Annotated in this window: 15 protein-coding genes and 1 riboswitch; of the genes, 1 reads left to right on the top strand and 14 read right to left on the bottom strand. The window is 26.9% G+C overall.

The window, feature by feature from the left end:
- Nucleotides 1-95: 95 nt before the first annotated feature.
- The 14 genes from ACFYH6_RS06395 to mgtA all read right to left on the bottom strand — a co-directional run bounded on the left by ACFYH6_RS06395 (nucleotide 96) and on the right by mgtA (nucleotide 17,787).
- Nucleotides 96-767 carry a methyltransferase family protein gene (locus ACFYH6_RS06395; RefSeq protein ID WP_416180160.1) on the bottom strand — a complete coding sequence of 224 codons (672 nt, stop codon included), beginning with the start codon at nucleotides 765-767 and terminating at the stop codon, nucleotides 96-98.
- 201 nt (nucleotides 768-968) lie between these two features.
- Nucleotides 969-3,230, bottom strand: a complete 2,262-nt coding sequence (locus ACFYH6_RS06390) for a glycogen/starch/alpha-glucan phosphorylase (RefSeq protein WP_416180159.1) — start codon at nucleotides 3,228-3,230, stop codon at nucleotides 969-971.
- A 278-nt stretch (nucleotides 3,231-3,508) separates the two neighbouring features.
- A complete protein-coding gene (locus tag ACFYH6_RS06385; protein ID WP_416180158.1) occupies nucleotides 3,509-4,318 on the bottom strand; it encodes a nitroreductase family protein in 810 nt (269 codons plus the stop codon).
- Nucleotides 4,319-4,440: 122 nt separating this feature from the next.
- Nucleotides 4,441-5,154 carry a Crp/Fnr family transcriptional regulator gene (locus tag ACFYH6_RS06380; RefSeq protein WP_416180157.1) on the bottom strand — a complete coding sequence of 238 codons (714 nt, stop codon included), beginning with the start codon at nucleotides 5,152-5,154 and terminating at the stop codon, nucleotides 4,441-4,443.
- Nucleotides 5,155-5,269: 115 nt separating this feature from the next.
- Nucleotides 5,270-6,076, bottom strand: coding sequence for a DUF438 domain-containing protein (locus tag ACFYH6_RS06375; protein ID WP_316344421.1), 807 nt, complete (start codon nucleotides 6,074-6,076; stop codon nucleotides 5,270-5,272).
- Between the two features lie 30 nt (nucleotides 6,077-6,106).
- A complete protein-coding gene (ric, locus tag ACFYH6_RS06370) occupies nucleotides 6,107-6,808 on the bottom strand; it encodes an iron-sulfur cluster repair di-iron protein (RefSeq protein ID WP_416180156.1) in 702 nt (233 codons plus the stop codon).
- Between the two features lie 196 nt (nucleotides 6,809-7,004).
- Nucleotides 7,005-8,657 carry a hydroxylamine reductase gene (gene hcp / locus ACFYH6_RS06365; protein WP_316344418.1) on the bottom strand — a complete coding sequence of 551 codons (1,653 nt, stop codon included), beginning with the start codon at nucleotides 8,655-8,657 and terminating at the stop codon, nucleotides 7,005-7,007.
- A gap of 126 nt (nucleotides 8,658-8,783) precedes the next feature.
- Nucleotides 8,784-10,682, bottom strand: coding sequence for an FtsX-like permease family protein (locus tag ACFYH6_RS06360; protein WP_416180155.1), 1,899 nt, complete (start codon nucleotides 10,680-10,682; stop codon nucleotides 8,784-8,786).
- Nucleotides 10,682-11,434: an ABC transporter ATP-binding protein gene (locus tag ACFYH6_RS06355; RefSeq protein WP_416180154.1), complete on the bottom strand. Its 753-nt coding sequence runs from the start codon at nucleotides 11,432-11,434 to the stop codon at nucleotides 10,682-10,684. The genes ACFYH6_RS06360 and ACFYH6_RS06355 overlap by 1 nt, the downstream gene beginning before the upstream one ends.
- A gap of 96 nt (nucleotides 11,435-11,530) precedes the next feature.
- The gene (locus ACFYH6_RS06350; RefSeq protein ID WP_416180153.1) at nucleotides 11,531-12,556 is read right to left on the bottom strand and encodes an ATP-binding protein; all 1,026 of its coding nucleotides are present in this window, start codon (nucleotides 12,554-12,556) and stop codon (nucleotides 11,531-11,533) included.
- Complete coding sequence (locus tag ACFYH6_RS06345) at nucleotides 12,556-13,227, bottom strand: response regulator transcription factor (RefSeq protein ID WP_416180152.1); 672 nt, start codon at nucleotides 13,225-13,227, stop codon at nucleotides 12,556-12,558. The genes ACFYH6_RS06350 and ACFYH6_RS06345 overlap by 1 nt, the downstream gene beginning before the upstream one ends.
- Before the next feature lie 157 nt (nucleotides 13,228-13,384).
- The gene (locus ACFYH6_RS06340; protein WP_416180151.1) at nucleotides 13,385-14,212 is read right to left on the bottom strand and encodes an aldo/keto reductase; all 828 of its coding nucleotides are present in this window, start codon (nucleotides 14,210-14,212) and stop codon (nucleotides 13,385-13,387) included.
- 107 nt (nucleotides 14,213-14,319) lie between these two features.
- Nucleotides 14,320-14,958 carry an HAD family hydrolase gene (locus tag ACFYH6_RS06335; RefSeq protein WP_416180150.1) on the bottom strand — a complete coding sequence of 213 codons (639 nt, stop codon included), beginning with the start codon at nucleotides 14,956-14,958 and terminating at the stop codon, nucleotides 14,320-14,322.
- Nucleotides 14,959-15,096: 138 nt separating this feature from the next.
- Nucleotides 15,097-17,787, bottom strand: coding sequence for a magnesium-translocating P-type ATPase (mgtA, locus tag ACFYH6_RS06330; RefSeq protein ID WP_416180149.1), 2,691 nt, complete (start codon nucleotides 17,785-17,787; stop codon nucleotides 15,097-15,099).
- Between the two features lie 324 nt (nucleotides 17,788-18,111).
- A riboswitch (M-box (ykoK) riboswitch) is annotated at nucleotides 18,112-18,269 on the bottom strand.
- 167 nt (nucleotides 18,270-18,436) lie between these two features.
- Between mgtA and ACFYH6_RS06325 the strand changes: the two genes are divergently transcribed.
- Complete coding sequence (locus ACFYH6_RS06325; protein ID WP_316345600.1) at nucleotides 18,437-19,387, top strand: alpha/beta hydrolase; 951 nt, start codon at nucleotides 18,437-18,439, stop codon at nucleotides 19,385-19,387.
- The last annotated feature ends 2 nt before the right edge of the window (nucleotides 19,388-19,389 follow it).

The following is a 19,389-nucleotide window of genomic DNA, read 5'->3' as shown; positions in this document are numbered from 1 at the left end:
AACCTCATATAACATTTAGTCAATTCTATACTAAAGAAAAAAACCTATTGTGAATATAAAAAATATTTATCCGCTCTATAAATTTGAATTTACCTTTACCAAATGAATGGAATCACTTTATATTTTACCTTGTTTTTATATTCCGAATATCCTGCCAATCTTTCTTCTAACACTTGCTCCTCATTTCTAATTCTTTTCGCCATAATAAATGGATATATAAGAAAAATTAAAAATGCAAATATGGAACCAAGTACTAATGGCATAGACAAAAATAGTAAAATTGTTGATGAATACATTGGATGCCTTACAATTCCATACAACCCTGTATCTATTACCTTTTGATCTTCTTGTATTTCTACAGTTCTTGATAAATACATATTTTCTCGCAAAACTTCTGCATATAACACATAAGCCAATAAAAATATAATTGTTGCAACAACAACAAGCCCTTTAGGTAATATAATCCATTGAAACCTATAGTTTAATCCAGAAACTACAAAACCACAGATAAACGTTATCCCTCCAAGCAGAAGTACCGCTTTCTGTTCTGATTCCTTCTCTTTTGCATTTAGCCTTTTACGTAATAAATCAGGATTCTTAATCATCAAAATAATTCCTACAATAAACATAGGTACAAAAAGAATATCTATAAACAACCAAGCATTCCAATAATTTAATGTACCTGCTGGAATGAATAATAATAATGCTATTATTGTAAAGCCAAAAACAAATTTTGTGATTGCTTGTATAAACAATTTTTTATCCATTCAACTCTCTCCCACTTCCTATTTATCTTTCACTCTTCTTTAATTATACCATATTTTTCAAGTATACTCTCACTTATGATTCTGTTTAATTATCTATATCATAAATAAAAAGGAAGTGATTCAGTCCAAATCACTTCCCTTTTCTCTTATTTCATTATTTCATTCTTTAATTCCTAACTCTTTCCTCTTACCTATTACCTACTATCTTAACTTCCATATGTCCCTATTATACTCTTCAATAGTTCTATCTGATGAGAAGAATCCAGCTTTACTAATATTAATTAGTACCTTCTTATTCCAAGTAGTTCTATCTTCGTAATCCTTAAATACCTTTTCCTTAGTCTTAATATATTCTTCTAAATCTAATAGAGTCATAAACCAATCTTTATTAATTAATTCATTTTTGAGTCTAGTTAGATTTTCTTTATCTCCAACAGCTAACATTTCATCGCTAACTATAAAATCAACTAATTCCTTAATTGCTGGTTTTTCATAGTATTTCTTTGAAACATAATCTGCATTTTTATAATGTTCAATAACTTCTTGACTTGATTCCCCAAAAATATAAATATTGTCATCACCAACTAATTCATGGATTTCAACATTTGCTCCATCTTCAGTTCCTAAAGTTAATGCACCATTAAGCATAAACTTCATATTACCAGTTCCTGAAGCTTCCTTTGAAGCTAATGAAATTTGTTCTGAAACATCACAAGCTGGTATTAATTTTTCTGCCTTTGTTACATTATAGTTTTCTACCATAACGACCTTTAAATACTTATTTACTTCTGGATCATTATTTATGATTTCTTGTAAACATAATATTGTATGAATTATATCTTGAGCAATTACATATGCTGGTGCTGCTTTTGCTCCAAATATCATTGTAATTGGTCTTTCTGGAAGATTTCCCTTCTTAATTTCTAGATATTTATGAATAATATAAAGTACATTCATTTGTTGTCTCTTATATTCATGAAGTCTCTTTATTTGAATATCAAATATAGAATTTTCATCAATCTCTATATTTTGTGTATCCTTTAAATATTTCTTTAATTCTAATTTATTATCCTTTTTAATTTCTTCTAACCTTTTTAGTACTTCATTATTATCTACATATTTTAATAAGTCTTCTAATTTTTTTGCATCAGTTTTAAATTCATCACCAATTAAGCTACTAATGTACTCTGAAAGTTCATTATTACAGTGAATTAGCCATCTTCTAAATGTTATACCATTTGTTTTATTATTAAACTTTTCAGGATATATATCATAAAATGGTTTAAGTTCTTCATATTCTAAAATGTCAGTATGAAGAGCAGCAACTCCATTTACGCTAAATCCATAATGGATATCCATATGAGCCATATGAACTCTATTATCTTTATCTATTATTTGTACTCTTTCATCAGAATACTTAGCTTTTATTTTATTATCTAATTCTCTTATTATTGGCATTAATTGAGGTGCAACTCTATCTAAATATTCCATTGGCCATTTTTCTAATGCTTCAGCTAAAATAGTATGGTTTGTATATGCACAAGTCCTAGAAACTATTTCTATTGCTTCTCCCATTGCTATTCCCTTATGACCTAAAAGTCTAATTAATTCAGGAATTATCATTGATGGATGTGTATCATTTATTTGTATTACAACATGTTCATGTAACTTATGGATGTCATATCCATTTTCTTCAAATTCTTTTAATATAAGTTGTGCTGCATTACTTACCATAAAGTATTGTTGATAAATTCTAAGTAGGTTTCCAGCCTTATCACTATCATCTGGATATAAGAATAAAGTTAAATTTTTCTTTATTTCTTCCTTATTAAAATCAATACCTTCTCCTACTAATGATTCATCTATAGTATCTATATCAAATAAATGAAGTTTATTGCATGGCTTGTTATATCCAGTAACATCTATATCATATAGAGTTGATGTAACATTAAATCCACCAAATGGAACTTCAAATTTTATATCTGTCTTATTTAACCAACCTTCACTAGTTATCCATGGATTTTTAACAGCTTTTTGTTTATTATTTTCAAATACTTGCTTAAATAAACCAAAATGATAGTTTAATCCTATCCCATCTCCATTAAGACCTAATGTGGCAATTGAATCTAAGAAACAAGCTGCAAGTCTTCCAAGTCCACCATTCCCTAAAGAAGGTTCTAATTCAACTTCTTCAATTTCAGTAAGTTCTTTACCATTCTCATGTAAAACCTTTTTAACTTCCTCATATAACCCTAAATTAATTAAGTTATTAGATAAAAGCTTTCCAATTAAAAATTCTGCAGAAATATAATATAATTTCTTTTCACCTTTGTTGATTCCTTGTTTTTTAATTGAGTTCTTTGTTAACTCCAATAATGCTAAATAAATTTCTTCATTGCTTGCTTCTTTTATTGTCTTTTTAAATCTTTCATTTAAAACTTTTGATAAATTTTCGTTTACCATTTTTATCCCACCCTTATATTAATTACTTCAATTATTATTATTTATTAATCCTATAGCTATTGGACTAATCAAACCCTTTACAAGTATTATAATATCAATAATAAATAATAGAATTTGCAAATTAATTCTTTTATTTGTATATTCTTCACATTAAATTAAAAAAACATATATTATCTTTTATCCTTACTTCTCTATAAGTGGATATAAGATAATATATGCTTCTTAATATTAACTATAATAATTCCATATACTTTATAAACATTTATATTATATATAACTTAAGCTTTTTTTATCCAACTAATTACATACTTATACTTAGTATTTAGGTTAGGATTTTCTAATTTAAATTCTCCATCAATGCCCTTTTCCTGTAAGAATAAATCCAGATGACAAAGAGCTATTCCTATATCTATTCTATTCATCTTGGTTTTTCCTGTGTTATATATATGAAAATCCTCTTCATTTGCTACTATTCTCCAAGGTTGACTATTTAAAGATGATGGTGATAATCTTACCATTTCTAAAGCAATACTAGTTATGTCATCTTTTTGAATAAGGTTTTTATGGAAGTCTTTTTCAAAAAATAGTTCTGAAAAATCTAATCTATTATTTCTATGATCTTTTATAAAAGATGAAATAAATGATCTTTTTCCTCCTTTATAACCAATTGGAGATATTACTGGCAATATTTCATTTTCTTTTAAATTGATTGTTTTTTCAAAAGCACTTTTACTAAAACTAGCTCCTAACCATACCGAATCAATTCCTAAAGAAGTACAATATAAAATAGCTTTCTCAAAGGTATATCCTAATGCCTCTAAAGCAAAGTCATCTTTTTCACATACCCCAACTAAATAATAGTTTGCGCCACTAATTACTCCATAGGTGCCTAATCTAACTACTCCATCATATTTTTCTTTTTTTACTAATCTTACTCTAACCTTTACACCAAAAGGGTTATCCAATGTATTAACATATTCCTCTATATTTTCAATTATTTCTTCTGATAGCTGTTCCCCACTATAGCTTCTAACAGAATATCTATTTCTAATAGAATCCTCTATTGACCTTATGCATAAATTATTCACCCTATTTACCCTCCTAAATTATGAAGTTACAATTATTCTTATTTAATTTTACCATTTTATTCTATTAATATCTATTATATATAGTTATAAAAATTGTTATTAAAATTTATGCATTATATATATTAATAAATTTCTTTCTCTAATAATTCTAAACTTCCTATCCTTATTTTCTTTGTTCCTATAATATCTATTATATTTTTATCTTCTAAATAACTTAGTTTTCTACTTAACGTTTCCCTTGCTAAACCACAGTAATTTGCCATACCTTCTCTATTTAAAGGTAGCTCAATTTCTATACTATCATTTATAATCTTTCCATATTTCTCTGAAAACTCAATTAACATATAACATATTCTTGATTCAGGATTGTTATTTGATAAATTCTTACTTAAGTTTTCTACCTCTGATAGTCTCTTATTTAATTCAGACAAAAGTTTTAATGCTATTTCAGGATTAGAATATAATATTTCTTTTAAATCTTCTCTTGAAATAGTACATAATTCAGTATTTTTAACTGCTGTTGCAGATACATTAGTTTCATGTATATCTCCTAGTATATTACTTTCTCCAAGAAAATCTCCAACTGTCAATATATTTATAATCTGCTCCTTTCCAGTTACAGTAGTTTTACTTATTTTTATCATTCCTTCACTTATTATAAAAAGTTTAGAAACTTTATCGCCTTCTAAAAATAAACTTTCTCCTTTTTTTAAAAACATATGCTTTCTTATAGATATTATTCTATCTAATTCCTCTTCAGAAAGTGATTCAAATATAGGTACTTCTCGTGCATATAATCTACTTGCACATTTTTCACAACAACAATCACAATTCAAAATAAAATACCTCCTAACCTAAATCATATAAATTAATTTAATTATACTATAAAACTCACATTTATAATTAAATTATATAATTTAGAAGGAGGCATTCTTTTTAAGTTTATATTTATTACTTACAATCCTCAGGTGTAAATGTACAATAACCTATATTGTCACATTCTTTTTTCATATTAACCCACTTAGCATTGCTTTCTATACTTTCTAATGCTGTAGGATATAATATATAGTTTTCCTTAAATATATGGTCTTTTAATTCAAAACAAATAGAATTTGAAAGTTTTTTCAACTCATCTTTATAATCATTAAACTCTAAATTTTCAACAGACTCACTTAATTCCTTTAGTGCTCTTTTCTTCTTTCTTAAATCTTCATGTTCAAGTCTCATTATTCTAGTAGGTCCTGTTATCCCCCTTGTTTCAAGTTCTGGAAATAAAACATCTTCCTCCCTTTTATGATGTGGCTCAGCATCTAATATACTTATAATTAATTCAGTTACTATTGTAAATTCTTTTCTGTCCTTATCATAGCTTTCCATATCTAGTATTAGATTTGTCACTTCTTCTAATTCCTTTAAAAATTTTAATATTAATTCATGTTCTTCTATTAACGTATATAAAACATGTCCTTTAGATATATTACTTTGTAATTTTTCAAGTTCACCTTTTAAAATCATCATATGAATTTCACATAAATGTCTTAATTCACTTGGGTTCATTCCTTCTTCTACTAAGCTTTGTTCTGCCATAGAGAGTTCCAATGGACTTATTGATTTAACAAGCTTTAATCCCTTTTCCTTTAAGTCATCTGTTAACCCTTTTTCATTTAAATTCCTTAAAAGTACTGTTAATTCCTTTATCTTATCTTCATTGACTGCTCTATTTACACCATTATCTAAAATAAATCTTTTCTTTTCCAAATCAATCACCTCTATATTTTTATAAATTTTCTATTTATATCTCTTAAATAAAATATTATTCTCTTTATGAATATGAACAAATAAGTCTTTTTCAAGTTCATGCATCTTCATATATACTAATTTAAAGCTTGTACATGCCCATTCTGGAGCATTATAATCATCTGTAATTTTTGCTAATTCTTTAAGTATATCTCCTACTGCTTCATGTTCTGCTATAAAACTTTCAATTTCTAATTTTAACCTATCCTTCTTTTCTATGTTATTAGTATTTTCAAATTCAATTATCTTTGGAAATAATATTTTTTCTTCTTTTATTAAATGTTCTTCTAACTCACATTTTAGCACTCCAAAAAGCTTGTGAACTTTAGTTAAAACTTCTGGTAAATGATTATAATGAACTTTAAATACCTTAACTAGTAATGGATCTATATCCTTTAATAATTCAAAAGTTTTAGCATGATGAGTATTTACTATGTGATTAATTAATTCCTCTGAACTGCTTTCATTCCAATTTATATATGATGAATTATCAAATGCAAACTCTTCAAGCTCCTTATTTATATCTTTAATAAATTTATCTACATCAATATCTTTTTCTATTAATGCAACTTCTAAATTTCTATTTCCTCCACAACAATAATCTAACCCCATCTCATTAAATCTTTCAACAATTGGTGGATAAATAATAACAATTTCTCCTAAACTTAAATCTCTATTTATCATATCTTGCATACCAATCCCTCCAACTTCGTATATCTTATTTATGAGTAAATTATATGCCTATTATTTTTTTAAAAATGTGATTATAATCAAATTTTATAATTTATTTCTATTTTTCAAGAAAAAAATAAAGTACTATCCTAGATAGCACTTTATTGTAAAATTTAAAATTGTTATATCATTTCATGTTGAAATATTTAACTTTATATTATACTAATTGTTGAAGACATGTTTTTAAATCATCTTCTGGATTACTAATAGCTCTAAGATCAAATGTGTCTATTAGATATTGCAAAACATTTGGTGATATAAAAGCTGGTAATGATGGACCTAGGAACATTCCTTTTATTCCAAGTGATAATAATGCTAATAAATCTGCAACTGCTTTTTGTTCATACCATGATAAAATTATTGATAATGGTAATGCATTTACATCTGTACCAAAAGCATCTGCTAAAGATGTAGCAATCTTTACAGCAGAATAAACATCATTACATTGACCTACATCTAGAAGTCTAGGTAATCCATTTACTTCTCCAAATTCTAATTTGTTAAATCTATATTTTCCACAGGCAAGAGTTAAAATTATACAGTCCTCTGGAACTTGTTCAGCAAATTCTGTATAATAATTTCTTCCTGGTCTTGCTCCATCACATCCTCCAATTACAAAGAAGTGTCTTAGTTTACCTTCTTTAACTGAATCTACTATCTTATCTGCATAACTTAATGTGGATTTATGCGCAAAACCAACTAATATTTCATGTTCTTCTTCATCCTCTTCAAATCCACCTAATTCTAAAGCCTTATTAATTATTTCAGAAAAATCCTTATATCCATTTTCATCTCTTCCTATGTGTACTATTCCATCCCAACCAACTACTCCAGTACTATAAATTCTATCTTTATAGCTTTCCCTTGGTTTCATTAGACAATTAGTTGTCATAAGTATGCATCCTGGTATATTATCAAATTCCTTTTGCTGATTTTGCCATGCAGATCCGAAATTTCCAACTAAATGCTTATATTTTTTAAGTCCATCATATCCATGAGATGGTAACATTTCTCCATGAGTATATATATTTATTCCTTTGCCTTCAGTTTGCTCTAATAGCATTTCTAAATCTCTTAAATCATGACCAGAAACAATTATAAATGGTCCTTTCTTAGTCCTAACATTTACTTTATGAGGTGTAGGATTCTTATATCTACTTGTATTAGCATCATCTAATACTCTCATAACTTCTATAGCTATTTCTCCTGTTCTCATAACCCAACGTATTAATTCTTCTACTTCAACATTATCATTTGTTATAATTTCTAATGCTCTAAAATAAAATTGATCAACTTGATCGCTATGAAAATCTATAAATCTTGCTTGATGTCCATAAGCAGATATTCCTTTTAATCCATAAAGAATAGTTGATCTTAATGATCTTACATCTGCATCTAATTCTTGATTGTACATTATTCCTGCTTTAACTGCATCTTTTAACATTTTCTGCTTAGTATCACTTAAATTATATGTGGCAGGCTCAGGGTAATCTCCCTTTGGTGCCTTTTTACGTAATAACTCTTTTATTTTTTGAGAATCTTTAAGCATTTGTATATGTATTTCTACATCAAAGTTAACATTTGTTAATGTTGTAAAAAGTCCATTTTCTACAAATTCAACTATTGTTTTATCTATAAGTTCCCCCTTATCAATTAATGGTTTAGCATAGCATGATATCCCCTTTAACTGATAAATTAATAAGTCTTGAAGATTTGCTACTTCTGGCGTTTTTCCACAGACACCCAGCTTAGTACAACCCTTTCCCCCTACAGTTTGCTCACATTGATAACAAAACATTGAATTATCCATATTACGCTCTCCTTTCTATATATAAATCTATTATCAGTTATATAAAATATTTTTATTCATATATAATATGCTTTTTAAAAGCAAAAAAATTCACCATTGCCTAAAACAATGGTGAATTTAATATTATTAATTTTTCTGTATCCCTATTATCTTTTTAAATCCAATAATTGATATAATGCAGTTAACTATAAATATAACTGTACAAATTATTATACTTAATAAATATACATTATTTAGATTTTCACTTAAAAAATCACCTAAAGCACTAATGGCAAAATAACTATGAACAGAGCCAACTGCTAATGGAATAAAATAAAATAATTCTACTTCTCTTCTTATTGATTTACTTATATCCTTTTTAGATGCTCCTATTTTTAAAAGTGTTTTATATTTTTGCTTATCTTCATTTGCATCACTATAAACTTTTATATAAATAATACTAGCTTCTGCTAATGCCATTACTAAGAATAAGAATCCTCCAATTGCATAAATAAACTTTACCCATTCTACTTTTTTTAATTCATATTGTCCATAGTATCCCTTTGTAGTTTCTAAATTAATATTTTCTCCTACTTTATCTATTACATTAATTATATCTTCTTCATTTTCTATTTTAATTCCATAAAACTTTATTTCGGTTCCTGTTTCTTTAAGTCTTTCATATTCATCATTATTTACAACTATTGTTGCATAATTTAATGCTTCACCAAAAACTCTAGTTCTAGTACTTTTACTTATATTAAACTTAATATCATTTAATTTAATATCTTTTTTATTAGTTAAAAAGCTTATAATAGTACCTGGTCTTTCAATGTATATAACATTATTATCCTTTACCATTTCCTCATTAAACTTATCTAATTCTTTTTCATCACCATTAGCTTTTAATATATTAGATAAGTTTTCATATGGTATTACTATATAATCCTCTTTTGGGTTACCTTCTACTTCTTTTAATGTATTATTAACCTTTAAAACTTTAGTTTTTAAAGAATATTTTTCTTTTCCTACATTTTTTAAGTCCTCTTCTATTTCTTCTGTACTAAAATCATCTGTAGATGAAATTGCTAAGGAATATACCTCAATATTTCTTTGAATATTTTCATATCTTGTCTTCATTGAAAATGCTGTTCCTAGAACTGTAGTTGTTGTTGCTGTTAATATGGCTATAGTTGCATAAACCGTATAGTTTTTTCTAAATCTATAAGCTAAATTATTTATAGTAATAATATTTTCTCCATTATATAATATAGATTTTTTATTAATTAAGAAATTAAATACAATTGGAAAAACAGCTCCAAATAGTCCATATGTACCTATGCAGACTAATATTAAAGTTTTAAGAGCATTTAAAGCTTGTTTACTTATTAAATAATATCCACATCCTATTAAAATCAATGAAATTATAGCAATTATATATATTAGAAAACTAACCTTAGGCATCTTTTCTTGTTTTTTACTTGCATTTAAAAGATCTACAATTTTACTTCTAACTATACTTATGAAACCTTTTATACTCATAAATAGAAATATAGCCATAAAAATTACTATAGTATAAATTATTGAGTTTAGCTTTACAGTAAAGGTTACATCTATATTAAAATCTGCAATTTTAAAGACTATTATTTGGAAAAACTTTGATAAAACAACTCCAATAGTTATTCCAATTATTAATGCACTTATTCCAATTAACATCATTTCAATAAAATATATCTTTCCTATTACAACGGAATCAAGCCCCATAAATGCATAAATACCAATTTCTTTTTTTCTATTTTTTAAGAAGATATTAGATGCATACCAAATAAAGAAAAACATAAATATAACTAAAATAATAGTTATAAGTTGTAAAATAAGCTTACTATATCTTTCATTCATTTCACCAAGGACCTTCATTGCATCTCCATCTAGCATAATTCGGAAATTACTTAGAACAACTACTGAAAAAATCATTGATATAAAAAACATAGTATATATCTTTATATTATTTTTAAAATTATTATAAGCTATACTAAATATGCTCATTATTTAGCACCTCCTAAAGATGCTAACATATCGATTATCTTACCATAAAACTCTTTTCTACTTTCTCCTTTATTTAATTGACACTTTATTTCTCCATCACTTAATATATAAACTTTATTAGAATAACTTGCAGTAATAGCATCATGAGTAACCATAACAATAGTAGCCTTTTCTTCTTTATTTGCTCTACTTAATGATTCCAATAAATCTGATGATGATCTTGAATCTAAGGCTCCAGTAGGTTCATCTGCAAAGATTACTTTTGGATCAGTTATTAAAGCTCTAGCTGCTGCCCCTCTTTGCTTTTGTCCTCCAGATAGTTCATAGGGATATTTCTTTAAATGCTCCTTTAGTCCAAATATTTCTGAAATCTCCATAACCTTATCTTCTATAGCTTTTGTTCTCTTTTTACCTAAAGCTAATGGTAATGCTATATTGTCCATTAAATTCATATTATCTAATAAGTTGTAATCTTGAAATATAAATCCTATTTTATCTCTTCTTAAATTGGATAATTCTTTATTTTTAATCTTTGTTATATCCTTTCCATCAAAGATTATTTCACCCTTTGTTGGTTTGTCTAAAGTTGAAATTAAATTAAGCAATGTAGTTTTTCCTGCTCCTGATGGTCCCATTATAGAAATAAAATCGCCTTCATTTACAGAAAGATTTATGTTATTTAAAACCCTTGTTCTAAATCCCCTAAGTCCATATTCCTTAGATACATCCTTTAATTTTAAAATTTCCTTCATAATTCATTCCTCCCAAATTAACTTTAACCTTAATTATATTTTAATAGTCTTTTAATTTGGATTCCTTCACTTAACCTTACCTTTTTTATTCTAATGTTACATTTTAGTAACATTTAAATAATCTGATATTTTATAAAAATAAATATTAAACAAGGTGTATTCCCCCTTAATCGATTCCACAGTAATTTCATGTTCCAATTTATTCAAAACCTTCTTAGTGAAATAAAGCCCCATTCCAGTAGATTTATATACTTTATTTCTACCATTACTTCCTGTAAAACCTTTATTAAAAATCCTATCTATATCTTCTTTTGCTATTCCTATGCCATTATCCTTAATACATAGCTTTATATAATCTTTATTATCTTCTGCATAAAATTCTATCTTACCATTTTCTTTTGAATATTTAATAGCATTATTAATTAATTGATCTATGACATAAATAATCCATTTCCCATCGCTGTAAATATTATAATTTAAATTTCTTGTAACTACTTCCATTCTACTCTTTATTAAGAAAAATGAATTGTTTTTTATGGACCTCTTTACTATATCTTCTAAATTCTCTTCTTTAATAAATATATCCTCTGAAGCTACTGTAGCTCTACTTCCATAGATAATTGAATTAACTAAAAAGTTAATTTTTTCAGTTTCATTTTTCACGCTACTTTCTAAAGCATAATCATCTATACCCTCTGAAATTATATTTAATGCTGTTATTGGTAATTTGATTTCATGAACCCATTTAGAAATGTATTCTTCCATATCTCTTAATTTTTCTTCATATTCTTTATTTTGTATGTCACATTTCTTGTCTTTATATTCTATAATCTTTAACATTATTTCTTCTTCTAATGAATTTCCCTTAATATATTGAAATGAAATATCTTCTTTCTTTACTATAGAGTAATATATGTCATTATACTTACTTTTCCATTTTGTAAAACTGATATATATCCATATAAAACAAATTATTATAACAATAAAATCTAAATAAACTAAATCTCCTAATTTATTCTTAAATGAGTTAATTGAAATTAAATATATATTTATAATTAAAATCAAAGATATTAAAAATATAATATTAAAATTTTTTTCTTTTATAAATCTTCTTAAATTCATTAAACCATATACCCTATTCCCTTTTTAGTTTTTATAAATTCATCTAAACCTAGTTCTTCCTTAAGTCTTCCCCTTAATCTAGTTATATTTACTGTTAATGTATTATCACTTACAAATTCATCATCATTCCATAAACTCATCATAATCTTATCTCTTGATACTACTTTCCCTTTGTTTTTTATAAGTATTGATAATATCTTCATTTCATTCTTTGTTAATTCAATAATGTTATTTTCATATTTAAATGTACATTTCTCCATATCTAAAATAGTATCTTTATAATAAAGAACAGAATCTGAAAAAACATAATCATAACTTCTTCTTAGTAGTGCATTTATCTTAGTTATTAAAACTTCTATAGAAAAGGGCTTTGTAATATAATCATCTCCACCATTATTTATTCCCATAATTAAATCCATATTTGAATCTCTAGAGGATAAAAATATTATTGGCACCTTAGATATTTCCCTAATTTTTTCGCACCAATAAAAGCCATCATAATATGGTAAATTAACATCCATTATTATTAAACTTGGTTCTTTTTCAATAGATTCTTTAACTATATTATTAAAATCATCTATTAACTCAACACTAAATCCCCATTTATTTAAAGAAAGAGAAAGTTGATTAGATAGATCAATATCATCCTCAATTAACAATATCTTTTTCATTTTATTACCTCTTTACACTTTTTACTAAATTATAACATTATGATACAAATAAAGAGCTGTCGCAACAGCTCCTAAATTAAAAATGTAGAATGTAAAATGTAGAATTATTCATTTTACATTGTGCGACAGCCACCTTCTTAACAACTTCTTATATTATTTAGTATTTTAGATAATTTGAATCATCTGGTACTCCTGATACATTTTCACCTCTATTTAAGGAATCTATTTTTAATATATCTTCTTTTTCTATTTCAAAATCAAAGATATCAATATTTTCTTTAATCCTATCCTTATTAGATGACTTTGGTATTGGAATAATATGATTTTGTATATGCCATCTTAAAATTATTTGTGTAATAGTCTTATTATATTTTTCAGACAACGCAATCATTAATGGTTCAGCAAATAATTTTCCCCTCATTATTGGACTCCAAGCTACAACTTGAATATTATTTCCTTGGCAATACTTAACCATTTCTTTTTGAGTAAATCCTGGATGGATTTCAATTTGATTAATCATTGGCATTATTCTAGCGGTTTTCTTTAATTCTTCTAAATGTCCTATCTTAAAATTGCAAACTCCTATAGCCTTCACTTTTCCAGAATAATAAAGGTCCTCTAAAGCTCTCCATGTATCATGATTTAATTCAGTTGGCCAATGAATATAATATAAATCTAAATAATCTACTCCTAACTTCTTTATAGAGTTATTAAAAGCATTCATAGCATTTTCATATCCATGACAATCATTCCAAAGCTTAGTTGCTAAAAAAATATCCTCTCTTTGTACATTACTTTCTTTAAGAGCTTTTCCTATAGCTTCTTCATTTCCATAAAAAGTAGCAGTATCTATATGCCTATACCCAACTTCCAAAGCATATTTTATAGATTTTATTACTTCTTCATCTTCGCCTAATTTGTATGTTCCAAAGCCTATAATTGGTACTTGTAATCCATTTGATAGTTCTCTATACCTCTTTTCCAAATTAAAACTCCTCCTTATACTAACCTTTTATTCTCATAGCATTTATTTAAATTATTATATTTTATAACTATATTATATAATTAGTGTTGTTTTTCTTCAAACTTCTATTACTTTTCAATCTCTAGCGTCTTTAATATATCTATAGGTTCTTTAAAATAGACGTCAGCATTTATTCCTTCCAAATCATCTGTTCCCCACATAGCCATACCAAAGTCCATTCCTGCTGCCTTAGTAGCTTTAAAATCAAAAATTGTATCTCCTATATACATACAATCCCTTGGTTCAACTCCTACTCTTTCAGTAAATTTTAATAATGGCTCAGGGCTTGGCTTATGTCTTTCAGTATCATCTGCTAATACTTCACATTCTATATATTTATCTAAACCTTTGCTTACAAAATCTATTTCATATTGCTCTCTAGTTTTTGAACTTACTATTCCACATATAATATTATTATCTGTTAATTCTTTAAATACTTCATTAAATCCATCATAAAGAATTGCTCCTTCTTCAAATTCATTTACGTATTTAACCCATTTGCTATAGGATTTTTCAATGTCTTTAAACCCTAACTCTTCAAGAGTTTTTTTTCCAGCATAGGCTTTATATTTTAATAAATTATTGTATTCTATTGTTACACCAAGCTCCTCCTTTACCAATCTTTGTAAAGGCACAAAATTCATTCTTTCAGTATTTAATACTGTTCCGTCTAAATCAAAAATTATACATTTATACTTACATATCATTTATCAAACACCCCTTTTATCTTACACTTATGAAAGTTTATTTTAAAAGTATTGTTACATATATATAGATACTATTCAATAGTAACTAATTTATAACTAAAAAAATCCTAACTTAATTGGTTAGGATTTTTTTAAGATTTATAATAATTCACCATATCTATTGATAAATTTCTTCTTTAAAACTGCTATTAAAACCATATATAAAACTATAATTATACTTAAGCATATAAAATAAATTAAAGGCATTGCTACCATTTCTAATGTTTTCCCAAAGGTGGTATAAGGTATAGCTGTTCCTACTATTATGCCTAATGTAGTTAATGAAGTTAATTGCCATGATGCCCTACTATTAATAAATGGAATTTCTTTAGTTCTAATCATATGAATTACAAGAGTTTGAGACCATAATGATTCAACAAACCAACCTGCATGGAATAGTCCTATAAATCCAAGTTGTTGTAATTCATTTAAGCTATGATATTGTCCTCCAAATACAAATGGACAAATAAAGAAATACATTAATACAAATGTTACAATATCAAATAATGAACTAGTAGGTCCCATCCAAAACATAAATTTACTAATAGAACTTGCATCCCATTTGCGAGGTACTATTAAATATTCTTCATCAACATTATCCCATGGTATTGTAATACATGAAATATCATAAATTAAATTTAGCATTAATAGCTGAATTGGTAGCATTGGTATAAATGGTAGGAATATGCTTGCTATTAATACAGACAATATATTTCCAAAATTTGAACTGGCTGTCATCTTAATATATTTAATTATATTTCCATAAATTTTTCTTCCTTCAATTACACCCTCTTCTAATACCATTAAATCTTTTTCTAGTAGTATTATATTTGCTGATTCTTTTGCAATATCAACAGCAGTATCTACAGATATTCCAACATCTGCTTCATTCATTGCTGCTGCATCATTTATTCCATCTCCCATAAAGCCTACAGTATGTCCATTATCTTTAAGAGCTTCAACAACTTTAGTTTTTTGATTAGGTGAAAGCTTAGCAAATACATTAGTTTCCTCAACAGCTTCTCTTAATAATTCATAATCCATTTCTTCTATATCTGATCCTAATAATAAATTATTTACTTTAATTCCAACTTGTTTACAAACAGCAGCTGTAACCTTATCATTATCTCCAGTTAAGATTTTAACATTAACACCATAATCATTTAATGCATTAATTGCACTAGCAGTACTTTCCTTTGGTGGATCTAGAAATGCTAAAAATCCAATTAGCACCATATCTTTTTCATCACTAATGGAAAGTTCATTAACTCTTGGTGGATTATTCTTTTGTGATATTCCTAAAATCCTCATTCCTTGTCCATTATAGTCTGAAACCCTACTTAAAATTTCTTTTCTAACTTTTTCTGTAATGGGTGTTATTTCTCCATAGTATTCTACATGAGTAGATACTTCTAGCATTTCTTCAATTGCACCTTTTGTAATAAGTTGAGTCTTTCCATCTTTATCTTCAACTACAACGCTCATACGACGACGACTAAAATCAAAAGGAATTTCATCTACTTTCTTATAGTCTCTCCAAAGTTCTATCATATTACTTTCATTAGCATGATTAATTATTGCAATATCCATCAAATTTTTAAGTCCAGTTTGATGATAACTATTAAGAAAAGCATGACGTAAAACTCTATTATCTTCTTTTCCCTGAACATTTAATGAATATTCTAAAACTACTTTATCTTGAGTAATAGTTCCTGTTTTATCTGTACAAAGGACATCCATAGCTCCAAGATTTTGTATTGCACTTAAATCTTTAACTATTACTTTTTTCTTAGACATAGAAACTGCCCCTTTAGCAAGGTTTGCAGATACTATCATTGGTAACATTTCTGGAGTTAGTCCTACTGCTACTGATACTGCAAATAAAAATGCTTCCATCCAGTCTCCCTTAGTAAATCCATTCATAAATAGAACTATTGGAACCATGACTAGCATAAGTCTAATTAATACCCAAGATACTGAATTTACTCCTTTTTCAAAACTTGTATCACCTTTTTTACCAGATAAATCCTTTGCTATGGAACCAAATATTGTGTCATTACCAACATTAATTGCTATTGCTATAGCTGAACCACTAACAACATTACTTCCCATAAATGCTAGATTTTTTAACTCTAGTGGATTCTTACAATCAGTTAACAATGAATCTGATACCTTTTCAACAGGCTCACTTTCACCTGTAAGAGAAGCTTGGCTAATAAATAAATCCTTAGACTTTAATATTCTAACATCAGCTGGTATCATATCTCCTGCTGCAAGATGAATTATATCTCCGACTACTATCTCATTTATTGGAATTTCTTTAACGCCTTCCATTCTTCTAGCTACACTAATTGTAGTTTTCACCATTTCCCCTAGCCTTTCAGCAGCTTTATTAGATTTTGTTTCTTGCACAAAGCGTAAAATTCCACTAACTAAAACCATTGAAGTAACTATAATAACAGAAGTTCCATCCTTTTTACCTGGCTCAGCCATTATTATATCTGTTACAAAAGATATTATTGCTAATATTAATAAAATTATTGTGAAGGGATTTATAAAGGCTTCCACTAATCTCTTTATTATAGAATCTCCTTTTTGATGAGTAATTTCATTTTTCCCATACTCTTCCCTCATTATCTCTACTTTACTCTCTTCATAGCCTTGATAACTTGTATTATACTTCTTTAAAAGATCTTTTTCTTTTAATTTTGAAGCTACTATCAAGTTATTAGCTATTTCATTCTTTCTTACTTCCTCTGTAATTATTTTTCTAAATAATCTCTTTTTCATAGTCTTACCTCCTATTATTTTTAATAAATTAAAATGTAAGACATAGATCCGAAAGAAGTATTATAATAAATATTTAATTTTAACTTGTGAGAGGAATAAAATCCTCCCTTATAAATAATCTTATAATTTGCCCTAAAGGATCTATAATCTTACTACTGGCTTCATCCATTCCTCTTCACCTCCTAAAATCAAATTTAATAAAATGGATGTTAAAAATAAAAAAACCTTACCACAGATATATGGTAAGGTGAGTAAACTTATAAATATATTATATAAAAATAATATAAATAAAAAAGTTTGCGCAAAACATAAAGTAAATTAATTTACTTTATTATCGTTCAAGCTTCAGTATCACAAGGCGATGAAATTGCATTAGTCTATGCCTTGGTTTCGACATCGACTGCTGACCTTCTCATAGTGTCTCCACTATTTTGCGGCAGCAACCCGTATCCTTGTGGTAACCTCACCTACCGAATATTTATTTTCTATTACACTTACATATTATTCTTTAATTTTAAAATTGTCAACAAATTTGAAATTTATTTTATAATATTGTTATATTTATTTAAAAATGCTAAAATAATCCTAATAATAACTTTCTAAGTTTATTATTAATATAAGATATTATTCTAATTTGGGGTGATGTTACATGAATAAGAAAAAAGTTGCATTAGTATCTACAGGTGTTTTAGGTATTCTATCTGTTGGTGCATTAAGCATAGTAGGTAATTATTTTTATAATTTAGCGTTAAATCCTAAAAGTTCAAAGGAAGCGATTTTCGGTACTCCAGAAGAGTCAAATTCAAATAGTGGAGAGGTAGTTAATGAAACAATAAAATGGTTGTTTAATAACTCAAATTACTCTGATGTTTATATTGAATCTTTTGATAAATTAAAGCTTCATGGATATAAGATATTAAATGAAAATTCAACTGATAAATGGGTAATTACAGTTCATGGCTATACTGGTAATGGTATTGAGATGAGTAGTTATTCTAAAAGGTTTTATGATATGGGCTACAACATACTAATTCCTGATTTAAGAGGTCATGGTAATAGTGAAGGAAATTATATTGGGATGGGTTGGTATGATAGACTTGATATTTTAAAATGGATAAATTTAATTATTGAAGAAAATGAAAATTCTAAGATAATACTTCATGGTATTTCCATGGGAGCCGCAACAGTATCTATGACTTCTGGTGAAATACTTCCTAATAACGTAAAAGCTATAATTTCTGATTGTGCTTATACATCTGTTTGGGAACAGTTTTCTCATCAACTTAAGACTATATTTTCATTGCCTAATTTTCCTGTAATGAATGCTTCTTCCTTAGTAGCAAGATTTAAGGCTGGATATGGTCTAAAACAAGCTTCAGCTTTAAAACAAGTTAGGAAATCCAAGACTCCTATACTATTCATACATGGAGATAAAGATGATTTTGTTCCTTATAGAATGATGGATGAACTCTATAATGCAGCTAATTGTGAAAAAGAAAAATTAACAATACATGGAGCAGGGCATGCTAAGGCATCAAAAGTAGACCCTGATTTGTATTGGTCAACAATAGAAAACTTTATAAACAAATATTTAAGCTAATG

Origin of the sequence: Clostridium sp. HCS.1 (assembly GCF_047900555.1) — a bacterium.
GTDB lineage: Bacteria > Bacillota > Clostridia > Clostridiales > Clostridiaceae > Clostridium.
The sequence above is the reverse complement of the archived record's forward strand: the minus strand, read 5'-3'. Positions and strand labels throughout refer to the sequence as shown.

Excerpts from the sequence above, each read along its gene's own strand:
- ACFYH6_RS06355 (WP_416180154.1), bottom strand. The coding sequence starts at position 11,434 with ATGAAGGAAATTTTAAAATTAAAGGATGTATCTAAGGAATATGGACTT.
- ACFYH6_RS06390 (WP_416180159.1), bottom strand. The coding sequence starts at position 3,230 with ATGGTAAACGAAAATTTATCAAAAGTTTTAAATGAAAGATTTAAAAAG.
- ric (WP_416180156.1), bottom strand. The coding sequence starts at position 6,808 with ATGCAAGATATGATAAATAGAGATTTAAGTTTAGGAGAAATTGTTATT.
- hcp (WP_316344418.1), bottom strand. The coding sequence starts at position 8,657 with ATGGATAATTCAATGTTTTGTTATCAATGTGAGCAAACTGTAGGGGGA.
- ACFYH6_RS06325 (WP_316345600.1), top strand. The coding sequence starts at position 18,437 with ATGAATAAGAAAAAAGTTGCATTAGTATCTACAGGTGTTTTAGGTATT.
- ACFYH6_RS06395 (WP_416180160.1), bottom strand. The coding sequence starts at position 767 with ATGGATAAAAAATTGTTTATACAAGCAATCACAAAATTTGTTTTTGGC.
- mgtA (WP_416180149.1), bottom strand. The coding sequence starts at position 17,787 with ATGAAAAAGAGATTATTTAGAAAAATAATTACAGAGGAAGTAAGAAAG.
- ACFYH6_RS06360 (WP_416180155.1), bottom strand. The coding sequence starts at position 10,682 with ATGAGCATATTTAGTATAGCTTATAATAATTTTAAAAATAATATAAAG.
- ACFYH6_RS06345 (WP_416180152.1), bottom strand. The coding sequence starts at position 13,227 with ATGAAAAAGATATTGTTAATTGAGGATGATATTGATCTATCTAATCAA.
- ACFYH6_RS06350 (WP_416180153.1), bottom strand. The coding sequence starts at position 12,556 with ATGAATTTAAGAAGATTTATAAAAGAAAAAAATTTTAATATTATATTT.
- ACFYH6_RS06335 (WP_416180150.1), bottom strand. The coding sequence starts at position 14,958 with ATGATATGTAAGTATAAATGTATAATTTTTGATTTAGACGGAACAGTA.